This window comes from Shewanella gelidimarina, from assembly GCF_023283945.1.
In the GTDB taxonomy this organism is placed as follows: domain Bacteria; phylum Pseudomonadota; class Gammaproteobacteria; order Enterobacterales; family Shewanellaceae; genus Shewanella; species Shewanella gelidimarina.
In genome coordinates, this window is the sequence record NZ_JAKIKW010000024.1 from 1 (window position 1) to 13,798 (window position 13,798).

The window sequence follows — 13,798 nt, forward strand, 5'->3', positions numbered from 1 at the left end:
TTACAACCAAGTCAGGCCACATCAGTACAACGGTGGTTTGACGCCTGCAGAGTCTGAACGATTATTTCAGAATGACTCTAAGTCCTTGGCCAAAATTAGTTGACCACTTCAACCACTATCGAAGACGTAAAATGTCACTCGCCTTCATTGCAAGACTCACTTTCATTCAAAGGTGCCTAGACCCAGAAAAAAAGATCATATTGTTCAGACAACAGTTTGATGCTCATGGCTATCGACATCGTCACCACTAATGGCTTAATGATTTTAGTGCCTTTAGTCAGCACCAAACGCGAGCCGAGTGTCGCGCCGATTGCCTGCCCTACCAGCATGACTCCCCCAAGCATCCAAAAAACTTTGCCGCCGATGGCAAAAAAGATCAACGAGGCAATGTTAGTAGAGAAGTTGAGAATTTTAGCGTGTGCTGTCGCTTTCGCAAGGCCGTAGCCCGCCAAGGAGACAAATGCTAATGCAAAGAAACTGCCGGTACCTGGACCAAAAAACCCATCATAAAAACCCACACCTAATGCGGCCGTAAAGGCAAATACTGCCGGTGTCAGTACTTGGTGTTTTTCCTCTTCAGTAATTTTTTTCGAAAACAGAAAATAACCGCCAATACTTAGAATCAGAAACGGCAACATAACCTCAAGAAAAGCGGTGTCTATCATCTGCACGGCAATGGTCCCTATTGCTGCACCAATAAAGGCACAGAGGATACTTAGCTTCATATCTGCCAAATTAATAAGACCTTTACGGACAAAGTACATACTGGCAAAGAAACTGCCACCACAGGCTTGTAATTTATTAGTGGCTAATGCGACTGTTGGTGGTAAACCTGCCCACATAAGCGCAGGAATGGTTAACAAACCGCCGCCACCTGCTATTGCATCGATAAAGCCGGCAACGACTGCCACAAAAAATAGCAGAGCAATAAGCTCTATGGTGAGTTCAATTGTCATTTGGGCTCAGGTTAAGTTAATAAGTAAAGTGCCGCTATTAAACGAGGTTTGCAGTCAAAACACAAAGGAGTTATCGTATTGTTAGCGTGAGTTAAACTCACACGAGAACCAATGTAAGAACTCATACAAAGTAAAACAAGGCATAACGAATGTACTCTCATCTTCCGCCTCTTAACTCTCTACGCGCCTTTGAAGCTGCTGCTCGACTACTTAGCTTTACAATTGCTAGTAAAGAACTATTTGTGACTCATGGTGCTATCAGCAAGCAAGTTAGAATATTAGAGGAGTATGTGGGTACCCCATTGTTTATTCGGCAGCACCGTAGCCTAAAGCTCACCGATGAGGGCGAGAGGTACTTTATTAATGTTCAATCAGCATTGCAGACGATTAATAATGCCACTGCCGACCTAATTGATCATCCGTTACGCACTCAAACCTTGGCCATTAACGTGCTCCCTAGCTTAACCATTAGTTGGCTTATCCCACGCATGGAGGATTTTAAATCTCGATTTCCGCACCTTTATGTTGATCTCTCAATTGGTGACTTTGATGTTGATTTCAGTAGCGCTAAATATGACATCGCAGTACGGAGCGCCACCTCAATCCCGAAAGGGGTCAATGTGATGAAGTTAATGGATGAAGATCTTTGCCTTGTGTGTTCACCCGAATTAAGCCAGCAGTTAACATCTCTGGAATCAATCAACCAGATGACACTGCTAAAACATACGACGCGGCCTGATCTTTGGCAGCTTTGGGCTGAAGATGTGGGGATTAAGCTAACAACAAAAAACAAGTTTGGTGTAGAACACTTTTACATGCTGAGCCAAGCGGCGGTAAGTGGTATGGGTGTGGCACTTATTCCACGCTTTTTTATTGAAGATGAGCTTAAAAGTGGCAAGCTGGTGATCCCTTTTGTAGCGAAATTCACTAGCCCATACAGCTACTACCTCTTAACGCCGAAATCGAGCAACCTATCATTAAAAGTACAAGCGTTTATTGATTGGTTACTCGAACTATTTAGCCCCTATAGAGAGACGTAACAAATTGGCTATTTACCAATGTGTTATCACTGTAACTCTGCGATGTCGAACAGTTCTAAGTAACTGATACCCGGTTGGACAACGATTTCAAAGCGCAACACTTTATGACAAGCATCAAAAAGAGCCTCTCCAAACCATTGCCTATCGAAGGATTCTAGCGCTTGGAGGATCCCTGCTTGCCCTAAATCACCTTTGACATTTTCGGGAGCCAACGCATCAATAAAACTGGCCACTAGTCCATAAAGATCTTTTTCAGCTTGCCCTTCAACATCCCACAGCGTGGGATCCGCATACTGGCTTGCATAATGGCTTGCGGCGATATCGAGGCCAATACCAAAGTTCACCAGAATCGCTTTATTGGGATTACAGATGATATTTTTAGGACAAATAGCCCCATGGTAGATATCCATTTGATGCATATACTGCAAGCCTGTAAGCAGCTGGGTAAACCATTTAATAGGCTGACCCAACTCAATGACCGTTAACTCATCTATGGAGACGCCATACTCCCACGCTCGAGCAATAAACAGCTCTTCACTTTGCGGCAGTTGGCCAAAGGCGAGGACTTTTTCTATATGGGGGTGAAAAAGTTTGGCTAAACTCCGATAAGTGTTGCTGAGCATAGACCAATTAGCTTCGACGCTGCTATAAATTGATATACCGCACTGGTATTGTCCTTGCAGGTGTTTTGCCCGCCAAAATTGGCTTGTCTTAGTGGCTGCAATAAATTGCTCTAATTCAAAATGATGATCAATAACGGCGCCTTTGGTGATCTCAATGTGTTCAGGCACCGTATCGCAAACACCTTGGTCGATCAATGCAGAGAGATCGCAGCGCAGTGCATCTAAGTCATTGGTTTCACCCGCAACAGCGGCGCGATACCATTGATATACTCGAGGTTGCTTAGTCTGCTCAGCGATCGCTAAGAACCCTTGTGCATAGGCTTTGATATCGTTGTTAACACTCAGTGTGTCTTTGATATCAATGAATTCGACATCACCCATGTCTGATACAAAAATACAGTTGCTCGTCCAGCCACTGACGGTAAAGCCGCGACGATGGATCTGTTGTAAGCCCGACACACTGCGGCGCAGTATTTCAAGCAACTGATAAGTGGTCATCTGCTCCGACTCAAGCACGTTAAGCGGCACACCACGCGGCATACGAATAGGCAAAACGAGTTGCTCGCCGTCTTGTATTAATGGCGCACAATAAGGCACACCACTGCAGCCAGACAACGCTTGTAGGCGTTGAAATTCAGTTCTAAGCTGGGCTTCATGGGTCTCAGATTGGCTGCTATCGTCAAACTGAGTCGGGATTAATACTTTTAACAGCCATGGAGCGGTCCATTCACCCGGATTATATTCAGCCTGCCAGACTTCTAATCCACTTTGAATAAATAGGCATTTTAGTTTAGTGAAATCTTGGATTTTATTATTACGTTGCTCAACGATGGCGACTTGGCCAATGGTTTCAAGCACCAGCTCTTTTTGGGTATTTGTCACTTGATGCTTTCTAGGTGCAGTCAGCCCCCACTCTGTGGTTAGCGCTGCAACAATCTGTTTTGGAGTATAAATACTCAAAGAGCCTTGATGTTTTTCAAGCTCAATCTCTTCCCCTTTACGGCCTGTAATAAACACCATGCCTTGACACCAAGGAGCATAAACACCGACAGGGATCTTATGCTTGACGTTGCCCGCCAAGACACGAGCAACGTAGTTAGCCTTAGCTAAGCTATTGTCGACTTCACGTCCATCAAGTGACCAAGCATGCAAACCTGCATCTAATCGGCCGATATAGCCTTTAACGTCAACAACGTAAACGCCCCACTCGCCAATAACGAGTGCGTCGACTTCCATTGCCAGACCAGATTTAGTGGGAATTTCTACATTGGTGAGTAAGATATAATCTTCTGGGAGTTCATCTGCTAGCAATGAAAATGCCCAACGCTCAGCATCGTTTACCGGCGTGCCAAAACTTATCATTCTTGCCATTCTTTTCTCCCTCTGTGGCAATTATTTTGTTTTAACATTCTCAACGTCTGGACACAAAAAAGCCACTAATAAAGTGGCTTATTTTAAAACTCATTTTCAGAGCTGATGTTTAACACTCATTAGTGTTTACAATCATCACTACATTCATGGTCGTCATCAGCAAAGTCGTCGTCACCTTCTTGGTTCTGCATTACGCCCCAACCGTCAGTCACGCCGCCAAACTCTTGAGCAAACTCATGCAAGCTAAGCTCTTGCTCTACAATGGTGTTGTAGTCAGGAACCATATTGAGGCATACGATAAGTTCCCACTTACCTGACTCGTCATTTAAGAGAAGCTCAATTTCGCCTTCTAGATCTGACTTGCCTAGCTCTTCAGTTGCTGTCTCTGCATCGCGTTGGTCTTCAAAAACCAAAAAGAAGTCGACATCAAGTGCAAGCGATAGATCGATACCTGCATCGGCCATTGCTTGTAGCATTTTGCCGTTATCATCATCTGGAAACTGCATATTAATCCTCTACTCGCTTTCTTCGGACGCTGCAATAATCTGAACTGATTCGTCATTAAAGCTGACAACTTCACCCGCAATGACTTTTTTACGTTTACGGGTCTCTACTTCACCGTTAACCGTCACTTTGCCTTCCGAAATAATATGCTTAGCTTCTCCGCCACCGCTTATCATTCCTTGGACTTTTAATACTTTGTATAACTCGATATATTCTTCGCCTGACTTTAATGTCAGCGTTGGAGTATCTGAACTCACTTTAATTCGCCTTAAATTTACTAAACTGTTGGCATTATAACACTCAAATCATCAAGCGAGCGCACGCTTTATAGCGTGGCTAAACTCTTTCTGCCACAAGGAGGCCATAAAATCGTTCATCTAGCCATTCATCGCCCACTTTCCAGTTATGGCGTAACAAACCTTCTTGCAGAAAATGGCACTTTTCGAGTACTTTTGTTGACGCTATATTAAGGTCAGCACAATGTGCGATAAATTTATGTGGCATAAGCGCAATACATGCCCAATCTATCAACCCTTGCAAAGCTTCAGTGGCATAACCTTTTCCTTGCGCGTTGTCATGCAGCATATAGCCGACTTCTAACTGCCCAAGTGTTTGGCTTACATTATGCAAGCTCAAAAAACCGATAAAACTCTTACTGTGCACCGCTTCAATAACCAAAGATAACTGTTGGTCTTCTTTAAGGTTATTGGGGGTGAGCACACGCTCGAACTTTTGGCGTATGACCGATTCAGACTGAGGAATACGAACGTACTGATTCAATATTTCACATGAATTAGTGTATAAAAAATCATCCCAATCGCTGGCGATAACGGTTCTTAACCTAAGTCTGTCGGTATACAGCTCGAGCATGCCTTATCCTTTATAGACAACTAAACAGCAGGCGGATTAGCCTCTGCTCGTCACCTCTAACAAGTGGTAACCGAACTGTGTTTTAACTGGACCTTGAACTTCGTTCAAAGGCGCGTTAAATACCACTTCATCAAACTCTTTAACCATCATACCGGGTCCAAATGAACCTAAATCACCACCTTGAGCAGAAGATGGGCAAGACGAGTTTGCTTTAGCGACATCACCAAAATCAGCACCACCAAGGATCTGTTGTTTTAGCTCTTCACACTGCTGCTCTGTATCTACTAGTAGATGTCTTGCTGTTGCTTGTACCATGGATTAACTCCTATAAATTAAAAATAATTGCCTGTTTGGCAAAATTAAACCCCGCTAGTATATCCCAAATATTAGCGGACATTCCAGCGGGGTTTACCAGTTATGTATTCTATTGTTGTGACGCTATCCAGTCATTAATTTTCAGTTCCATCACTTCCATAGGCAGTGAGCCCGACGTCAATATTTGATCATGGAAAGCGCGTAAGTCAAACTTATCGCCTAGCGCTTTTTCAGCTTGTGCACGCAATGACAATATTTTTAACTGACCAATTTTATAAGATAGGGCTTGTCCTGGTATCGCCATATAGCGTTCGACTTCCGCAATAATGTCAGACTCAGCCATGGGCGAGTTATCTTTCATATATTGTATTGCTTGCTCACGAGTCCAGCCTTTTGCGTGTAACCCTGTATCCACCACCAAACGCATAGCACGTAACATTTCGTCTGATAACTTTCCAAAGTACTGATACGGATCTGTAAATAGCCCCATCTCAATACCTAAATATTCAGAGTATAAAGCCCAACCTTCTTCGAATGCCGTGTAGTTACCAAAGCGTTGAAACTCAGGTACGCCCGTCAACTCTTGTTTAATCGCAATCTGGAAGTGATGACCGGGGGCCGCTTCATGCAGTGATAAAGTGGTCATGCCCCACTTTGGCTGAGCCTTAAGGTTATAGGTATTGACGTAAAACACCCCAGGGCGTGAACCGTCAACCGCTGGAGATTCATACGACGCACCCGCTGCCGATTGCTCTCTAAAACTTTCTACTGGCTTAACGATATAATCAGCCTTTGGCATGATATTAAAGTACTTAGGCAGCTCAGCATTAATCTTATCTTTAAGCTGCATATAGCCATCGATAAGCCCCTGACGGTCTTCAAAGAAATACTGCGGCTCAGAAGATAGTGAAGCAAAGAAAGCGGTTAAATCACCTTTAAAGCCGACTTGTTGGCGCACTTTGTCCATCTCTGACAATATACGGGCAACTTCGTCTAAACCAATTTTATGGATCTCATCTACCGGCATCGTCGTTGTAGTATGAGTATTAGCAAGATGTTGGTACCACATTTTGCCATTGGGTAAGCCCCACCAACCGTCAGTTGCACGAGCAGATTTTAGATACGTGTTTTGGAAATAATCACGTAGTGCTGTTAATTCAGGTAAAAGATCGTCAGTAATGAGTTGCTTATATTCAATGGTGAGCGCTGTTTTGTCTGCAACAGAGAACGACTCTGGCATTAAGCTTATAGGGGTGTAAAACAGACTATCTTCTGGGGTTGAAACTAATTGAGCCGTCAGTTGAGGAATGATGCGATCGACTAACACTCTTGGTAACACCACCTTACTCTCAATCCCTTCATCCATACGCACTTGCGCCATTTTCATCCACTCGATGAATCCTTGTAAACGTTTCTCCCAATTACGGTAGTCTTCTACGGTTTGAAAAGGTTGAGCACTTTCGCCACTGCCAAGCTGCACCATGCTAATGACGGTGCTGTAAAACTGATTCATTGGCATAAAATGGTTAGGAAAAGTCTCATCCGCCATGGCGACATTGCGGTCGTAGGTGAACATGTCATAACTTAGCTTTAAGTCATTAGACAGTTTGCTACGGTCGATTTTTTTAACGTCACTCAGATAACGCTTATTCAAATTATGACGCTGTGTCAGGTATTCGTCAGACAATCCATCACCAAATTTATCGTTGTAATCATTAACCCCAACGAACGTAGCGTAAATAGGTTCAAGCGCTAAATACTCTTTAAAATAATTATCGACCAATAACAAATAAGTTTGTTCTACTGTTTGTTGTTGGCTTAACTGCGTACTCGTACCTACATCTGATTCATTTAATTGAGTATTCGCTTTATCACCGCAACCCGTCATACCGAGTACCATGCTAATAGATAGTGCGACTATCGCCTTTTTCATTCTAATCTTCCTTTTATTCAATGTAAGTGAGCGATCTTTTCTATACTTAACCACAAGTCTCATTAGGAGTGGCTCATGATTTACTCTTTTAGTAATTCTGGTTTTAGAGATCCTGAAACAGGTGTGTATAACCAAACCTATTTTATGGAAGTATTCAATCGAGAATGGCATCGCCATATACGTGATCACCAAAGTCTGGCCTTATTGTATCTATGCCCGCACATTCATGAAACTATTTCCCAGCCTCAATTGTTAGAATTATTCATGAAGCAAGTCCAAGATGCACTTATGCGTACCAGTGATCTGCTAGCAAGACTTGATAATCAGTCCTTTGCATTGGGTATTTTTGAAACTGACGAGACGGGTACAAAAATTGTAATCGATAGATTAGAACATAAAATTGCCGATTTCAATCAAGCATTTCAAGCTAATAGCCACTCTGAAATATCGTATGAACTAACGGGTTGTATCTGTTATCCGAGCGCGAACGTTTACCTTGAAACCCTATTTGAGACTGTCGAACAACAAACAATGAAAATGCGCAGTAACAGCGCCTTTAACGAAACACTGATTCACCTAAGAAGCTAATTTAAAACCATCACTATGCTTGTTTAGCGCCCATAAAAAAAGCCTCTTAAAAAGAGGCTTTTTTCGATATCAAAAAGTTAAAGTGTTACGTTATGAACGCGCGCTTTTTCTTTGATATAAGACAGGTAACTCTTAGCCGCTCTTGCTGTTTTCTTATCCTTAGCTGCAAGATTCGCATACTTATATGCGCTCTTATACTGCTTCAGGTTGAGATAAGATAATGCAAGCTCAAACTGAGCTTCTCCTGGGTTCTTTACGCCAGCATCAAGTGCTTTTTTAAGGGCTGCGATTGCAGGCTTGCTTTTACCATCCAAAGACAAGACACGTCCTTGACGAAGGTAAAGCTTACCGTCATTGTTTATCGCGGCCGCTTTGCCGTAAGTCGCAGCAGCTTCTTTAAACTCTTTCGAGTTATGATAGAAACCTGCCAAGATAGCGAGGGTTTTTTGATCTTCCTTCACTAAACCAGACTTCAAATGCTTAGCATAGATTTGAGCAGCACGGTATGGCGAACCATTTTGTGCTAACAACTGCGTTAAACGCTGAATGTTACCCGGAGTCTCCAAGAATCCATTCATATACGCTAAGTCATAAGTGGCCAAGGATTTTGTAAACTCCTCTGTCATCAAATAGAACTGAGCGAGCTGAACCCATAGACGTTTATCGTCTTGGAACAAAGGCACCATTGTCTCGAGGACTTTTACGGCTTCTTTGTATTTCTTTTGGTTAAAGTAAGCCGTCAGCTTCATTTGATACAAACCTTTATCAGGCTTGTCAACAATTCCTAGACCTTTATCTGCAACTTCAAGAACTTTGTCCCACTGCTTTTGTTCAGAATACGCAATACCTATACGACGGTATACGCCTGCATCTTCTTTACAAGTAAACTCCATCCAACTGTAATAAGCTGGAATAGACTCTTTAAAGTTTTTCTCTTGAATTAAGAGATCCGCATAAAGTCTTAGAGTTTGAGCATGATCAACGCCACCAAGAATATTTGACTCAACGGCTGCTTTTAAATACTTAACCGCCGTTTTCATTTGCCCTTTTTCGGCGTAGAAGTTACCTAGCATCCGAGCAACATAAGCTTTATCGAAACTATTTTTAGCATTTACTTCCAACAATATCGCTATAGCTTCGTCTATGTTGCCTTCAGTATATGCTTTAAATGATTTCTGTACTTTTTTAGCCGCACTTTGGCCTACAGCCTTAGATTTACGTTGCTCAATCGGGCATTTTTCTGCTGCAGAAACAGCAGGCACAATAACAAGACTTCCCCCAAGACAAAGCATTAAGGCAGCAGCGATAGAAGTTACTTTACTCATACCTACTTTCCTCCTTTATCAAAAGTGAAATCCAATTGAACCGTTTGGCCTGGAACACGTTGCGCTTTACCATCGATAATTCTAGGCTTGTATTTCCACTTTTTCAGGGCTCTACGAGCGGCTTTATCGAAGATACGCTTAGGGTTAGCCTTGATGACTTTAACGTCTTCAACACCACCTAATGTGTTAATGGTAAAGCTAAGCTGAACCCAACCCTCTTTGCCATCACGTGCCGCTGCTATTGGATACTGAGGTTCGATTCGTACGATTGGCGTAGCATCACCATCGCGCGTCATCATATTACCTAGTTTAAATCCAGTATTAGCACCACCGGCATCAACTCCACCCATGTTAAATGACATGTTAGTATCGATGTCAGATGAGTTATCGGGCGGTGTTACGTCCGGCTTTGGCGGCTGCTCTGGGGGCGTAGGCGGTTTAGGCTTAACCCTTGGCTTTTTCTGCGCTGATGCATCGTCTTTGTTCATGGTTATTTCAATGACAGGTGATTCTGTCGAGGCATCGTGGCGGGTTGGACCGCCACCTACCAAAAAGGCCATGAAGACAAACAAAGCAAAAGTCACAGCACCACCAATAATGAATGATACTATTCCTCTCAGCATACTAGTCTTTCCCCGCCGACACAGATATCTTATCGATACCCGCAGCTTTAACGTTATCCAGAACCTTAACCACTAAACCATGTTTAGCGTCTTGGTCTGCTTGAATTAATACCGCTGCCTCTGGTGCTTCTGCAAGCATACGCTCAACGTTTGCAGTTACACGTTCGATATCAACTTGACGGTTTTCCATCATGATGACACCAGTCTTGCTCACACCAATAAAGATGTTAGCAGAAGGCTTCTTAGTCGCTTGTGACGCTTCAGGCTTGTTATAGTCAAGACCTGATGGCTTTACAAACGAGGTTGTTACAATAAAGAAGATCAGCATGATAAACACGATGTCGAGCATCGGTGTCATATCAATCTCTGCTTCTTCGTCTACGCTTGAATGCTTTCTACGTGCCATGTTCAATCTCTCTCTAGTGGTGCGGCATGCTGTCTTTTAGCTTCGCTAAACTGATTTTCATTTTTGCGTCAAGGCGAGTACTAAAAAATACTCCCGATAACGCTGCAACCATTCCTGCCATTGTCGGCATGGTTGCCATTGAAATACCAGCTGCCATCATACGAGCATTACTCGTTCCATGAACTGCCATCACATCGAATACTGATATCATACCGGTTACGGTACCTAGCAGACCTATCATAGGACAGATTGCAACTAAGGTTTTGATAAGCAGCATACGTGCCGTTAAATCTTGCTTCGCTTGGGATACCCAAGCTTCACGGATGCGGTGTGCATACCAAGAGGTTGAATCCTCTCGTGCTTCCCATGCGCTAATGATTGCTGAGTGCTCTTTTGGTGATATCCAATTGAGATACCAGTAGCGCTCAAGCATCAATACCCACATGACAAACAATACACCTGCCACTAACCAGAGGATGTCTCCTCCGGCGGCCATGAAGCCCCTGACGGAATCCCAGATATCCATCAGGAATAACATTAGGCTTTCCTCTTCTCTGCGTGTGAAGCAACAATACCCGCACTTTGCTCTTCTAGAACTTGTACGATTGACTTACTACGTGCAATAACAATCGCATGCATAAGCATCAGCGGTAGCGCCGCAACTAGACCTTGTACCGTTGTCATCAATGCCATAGAGATACCACCGGCCATTAACTTAGGATCGCCCGTACCAAACAATTGAATGCTTTGGAAGGTTGCAATCATACCGGTTACTGTACCTAGTAGACCCATCATAGGCGCGATAGCCGCTAGTACCTTGATGATAGAGATACGTGTTTCAAGCGCTGGCGTTTCTTTTAGAATTGCTTCATCAAGTTTCAGCTCTAGCGTTTCAACATCAACATCTTTGTTGTCCTGGTATGCTTTAAGTACACGACCTAATGCGTTATTACCTGGGTTATCTATATTCTTACGTTGAGCTTTAACTTTAGCGCCAACAATACCTAGCGTAATAAGACGCTCGATAGAGATCATGCCACCAAGTATAAGTAGCGCGATAATGATGTAACCAATGGTTCCACCCGCTTCAATACGCTCTTCGATAGTTGCTTTTTGAGTAAAGATGTTTAATAGAACACCGCGAACAGGGTCAACATAAAGGTTAGCAGTACCAGAAGTCGCTTCTTGGAAGGCTGCTGCTGATTTAACTTGGTAACCACCAGGCTGCTGTGACAGTTCCTGAATGAGACTTAAATCAGCGTTAAATACAACGTATTTGCCATCTGCTAGAAGGTTATATGCACCAATACGAGTAACCGTTGTATTGTGAACGCTACCATCAATTGCAGTAACAGAACCTTCAAAATTAACAACTTTTCCAGATTCAGCCATTTCAAACAGCTGCTCTTCCCAGAAACGTTCTAGCTCGTCAATTTTTGGAAGTTGCTTACGTGCACCAAGATCAGCGATGAATACTTCGCGACCAGGATACTGTGCAGAAATGTTAGAGCCAGCTAGCTTACCAGCGAAATCACCAGCATCACCTTTAACAACACCAAACATTTCACCCAAGTCACCTTGAGCTGTTTTTAAGTCTTCTTCTAACTGACCGATTTTACGCTCGTTATCCAAAAACGCTTGATTCAAATCTTTACCGCGTTGACGCTCCGTTGCTAGTGCGTTTTTTTCACGCTTTAGCAATGCAGCTTTATCGCCACGCTCATTCTTAAACTCTTGCTCACGCTTCGCGTTTGTCTTAGATGCATTAGCACGATCAACCTTTACTTGATTAAGCAGTTGGTCAATTGTTTTAGGTGCATCTGCAGCACTTGCGAAACCAGCGGTGAATAATAGGCTTGCAGCAACGATTGCTGTAGTAATTAACTTCTTCATTATTGTGCAGCCTCCGCAGCAGGAATTGGTAACGAGAATAGATCTGGTGCGCCCTGTTTACGAGCAATACGGATACCTTTGGTGAGTTCGCGAAGATTACTATCTTCTAACTGGTCCCAACCTTTAGTTTCTCCGTTAAACATCCACGCAGACTTCTGATCCAAGCTCATTGCGTATAGTGATACACGACCGAAGTTGAAAAAGTCTACTAGTACCTCTTTACCGTCTAGCTTAAGTTGCCCTGTTTTAACCGCAAGAGTAGTACCGTACTCACGTTCAATTGAGTATGCGTCAAGAATGAGGCGATACTTTTCAGCCAATGTGACTTCAGCGCTATTAAGTAGCGTCTTAAGATTGTTCACTCGTGCTTCACGTGTTTCCAGATTAAACGGTAGATCGAGAGCAACAAATTGCTCTAGTGCATCAACCATTTTGAACATCAATGGCACTACGCCCTGACGTAATGAATCAACGCCGTTGATGTCACCTTGAATAGATTTCATGGTAGATTCTTGGTCCGCAACCAAGCCAGCTACATAATCGTTATAAGATTTTAGTGATTCACGTTCATCAGCAACTGAACCATACTCGAACAACATGTCCTGAGCTTGGTCAAAATACTTATCAACTTTTTTCTGAGACGTTGCAGCTTCAGTGTGAATTTTACTGTCTGCTTTCTGAGCGTCAGAAAGAGGATCTGCAATCACTAAGTTGCTGCCTGCTAAGGCTAATGCGCCAATGAGCGCTGTAGCGATTTTTGTTTTATTGCTTACCTTGGACATAGTTCCCAACCAATTTGAAGTGATTAAAAAAGCTTTAACTTATCGACAACAGGGTGCGTCTGCTTATTTTACTTTAGTTCCCAGTGCCTAAGCTCGTCTTTCTATTGTGATTGTTAATTATTATCTTCCCTTTACTACACCTTCGAGGGTGTAGACCCGCTAGCATCATTCCACAAAATGTTGACCTGTGTCAACATTTGAAATGTCCTAAAACTGCTACAAACCGAGCTTTGAGGATAGAAAACAAGCAGAAGGCATATTTTTCCATCCAATTTGAATTTATCAACGATTTATAGAAGATAGAAAAACCACAAAATACACACCTAAACATCTGATAACAATCTACTTTGTTAAATTTAAAAACGAACCCAATCATTTAACAAATATTTAACCTAATCAGTCGAGAAAGCAAATTACTATAATTTGTCATCAAACAGCTTCTCTAGTCATATCTTTTGCGCTTGCATGATTTTCGTACACTTACTTATAAAATCAACACTCCTTGGAAGGTTAAATTAGATGTATTGACCAGCTAAAAACTTCACGCTTAGCAAAAAAAAAGCTAATTA

The 13,798-nt window shown here is 42.8% G+C and carries 15 protein-coding genes; 2 read left to right on the forward strand and 13 right to left on the reverse strand.

The genetic code is table 11. The features are described from left to right. Window positions 1–176: 176 nt before the first annotated feature. Window positions 177–956 (reverse strand): TSUP family transporter, encoded by a 780-nt coding sequence (locus L2729_RS17600; RefSeq protein ID WP_248989438.1) that lies wholly within the window; start codon window positions 954–956, stop codon window positions 177–179. 149 nt (window positions 957–1,105) lie between these two features. Between L2729_RS17600 and gcvA the strand changes: the two genes are divergently transcribed. After that, window positions 1,106–1,996 carry a transcriptional regulator GcvA gene (gene gcvA, locus L2729_RS17605; RefSeq protein WP_248989439.1) on the forward strand — a complete coding sequence of 297 codons (891 nt, stop codon included), beginning with the start codon at window positions 1,106–1,108 and terminating at the stop codon, window positions 1,994–1,996. 26 nt (window positions 1,997–2,022) lie between these two features. On the opposite strand, the gene L2729_RS17610 is transcribed toward gcvA, so the two are convergent. The 6 genes from L2729_RS17610 to L2729_RS17635 form a co-directional block, all read right to left on the reverse strand. Further along, on the reverse strand, window positions 2,023–3,990 hold the full coding sequence (locus L2729_RS17610) for an NERD domain-containing protein kinase family protein (RefSeq protein ID WP_248989440.1): 1,968 nt from the start codon (window positions 3,988–3,990) through the stop codon (window positions 2,023–2,025). Between the two features lie 119 nt (window positions 3,991–4,109). Beyond that, on the reverse strand, window positions 4,110–4,496 hold the full coding sequence (locus L2729_RS17615) for a ribonuclease E inhibitor RraB (protein ID WP_248989441.1): 387 nt from the start codon (window positions 4,494–4,496) through the stop codon (window positions 4,110–4,112). A 9-nt stretch (window positions 4,497–4,505) separates the two neighbouring features. Then, window positions 4,506–4,751 (reverse strand): RNA-binding S4 domain-containing protein, encoded by a 246-nt coding sequence (locus tag L2729_RS17620; RefSeq protein WP_180961101.1) that lies wholly within the window; start codon window positions 4,749–4,751, stop codon window positions 4,506–4,508. Between the two features lie 79 nt (window positions 4,752–4,830). After that, a complete protein-coding gene (locus L2729_RS17625) occupies window positions 4,831–5,364 on the reverse strand; it encodes a GNAT family N-acetyltransferase (RefSeq protein WP_248989442.1) in 534 nt (177 codons plus the stop codon). A gap of 36 nt (window positions 5,365–5,400) precedes the next feature. Beyond that, window positions 5,401–5,679 (reverse strand): peptidylprolyl isomerase, encoded by a 279-nt coding sequence (locus L2729_RS17630; RefSeq protein WP_101093559.1) that lies wholly within the window; start codon window positions 5,677–5,679, stop codon window positions 5,401–5,403. Between the two features lie 109 nt (window positions 5,680–5,788). Further along, window positions 5,789–7,612, reverse strand: a complete 1,824-nt coding sequence (locus tag L2729_RS17635) for a DUF885 domain-containing protein (RefSeq protein WP_248989443.1) — start codon at window positions 7,610–7,612, stop codon at window positions 5,789–5,791. Between the two features lie 75 nt (window positions 7,613–7,687). On the opposite strand from L2729_RS17635, the gene L2729_RS17640 reads away from it, so the two are divergent. After that, window positions 7,688–8,200: a diguanylate cyclase domain-containing protein gene (locus tag L2729_RS17640; protein WP_248989444.1), complete on the forward strand. Its 513-nt coding sequence runs from the start codon at window positions 7,688–7,690 to the stop codon at window positions 8,198–8,200. 77 nt (window positions 8,201–8,277) lie between these two features. Here L2729_RS17640 and L2729_RS17645 read toward each other — a convergent pair whose 3' ends face one another. Genes L2729_RS17645 through L2729_RS17670 form a run of 6 tightly spaced genes read right to left on the reverse strand, consistent with a single transcriptional unit; the run spans window position 8,278 to window position 13,229 of the window. Then, the gene (locus L2729_RS17645; RefSeq protein ID WP_248989445.1) at window positions 8,278–9,525 is read right to left on the reverse strand and encodes a tetratricopeptide repeat protein; all 1,248 of its coding nucleotides are present in this window, start codon (window positions 9,523–9,525) and stop codon (window positions 8,278–8,280) included. 2 nt (window positions 9,526–9,527) lie between these two features. Continuing rightward, window positions 9,528–10,148, reverse strand: a complete 621-nt coding sequence (locus tag L2729_RS17650) for an energy transducer TonB (protein ID WP_248989446.1) — start codon at window positions 10,146–10,148, stop codon at window positions 9,528–9,530. Between the two features lies 1 nt (window position 10,149). Next, complete coding sequence (locus L2729_RS17655; protein ID WP_101093564.1) at window positions 10,150–10,554, reverse strand: ExbD/TolR family protein; 405 nt, start codon at window positions 10,552–10,554, stop codon at window positions 10,150–10,152. A 13-nt stretch (window positions 10,555–10,567) separates the two neighbouring features. Then, on the reverse strand, window positions 10,568–11,092 hold the full coding sequence (locus L2729_RS17660) for a MotA/TolQ/ExbB proton channel family protein (protein ID WP_101093565.1): 525 nt from the start codon (window positions 11,090–11,092) through the stop codon (window positions 10,568–10,570). After that, window positions 11,092–12,447 carry a MotA/TolQ/ExbB proton channel family protein gene (locus tag L2729_RS17665; RefSeq protein WP_248989447.1) on the reverse strand — a complete coding sequence of 452 codons (1,356 nt, stop codon included), beginning with the start codon at window positions 12,445–12,447 and terminating at the stop codon, window positions 11,092–11,094. Before L2729_RS17665 ends, L2729_RS17660 begins: the two co-directional genes overlap by 1 nt. After that, window positions 12,447–13,229 carry a DUF3450 domain-containing protein gene (locus tag L2729_RS17670; RefSeq protein ID WP_248989448.1) on the reverse strand — a complete coding sequence of 261 codons (783 nt, stop codon included), beginning with the start codon at window positions 13,227–13,229 and terminating at the stop codon, window positions 12,447–12,449. Before L2729_RS17670 ends, L2729_RS17665 begins: the two co-directional genes overlap by 1 nt. Window positions 13,230–13,798 lie beyond the last annotated feature (569 nt).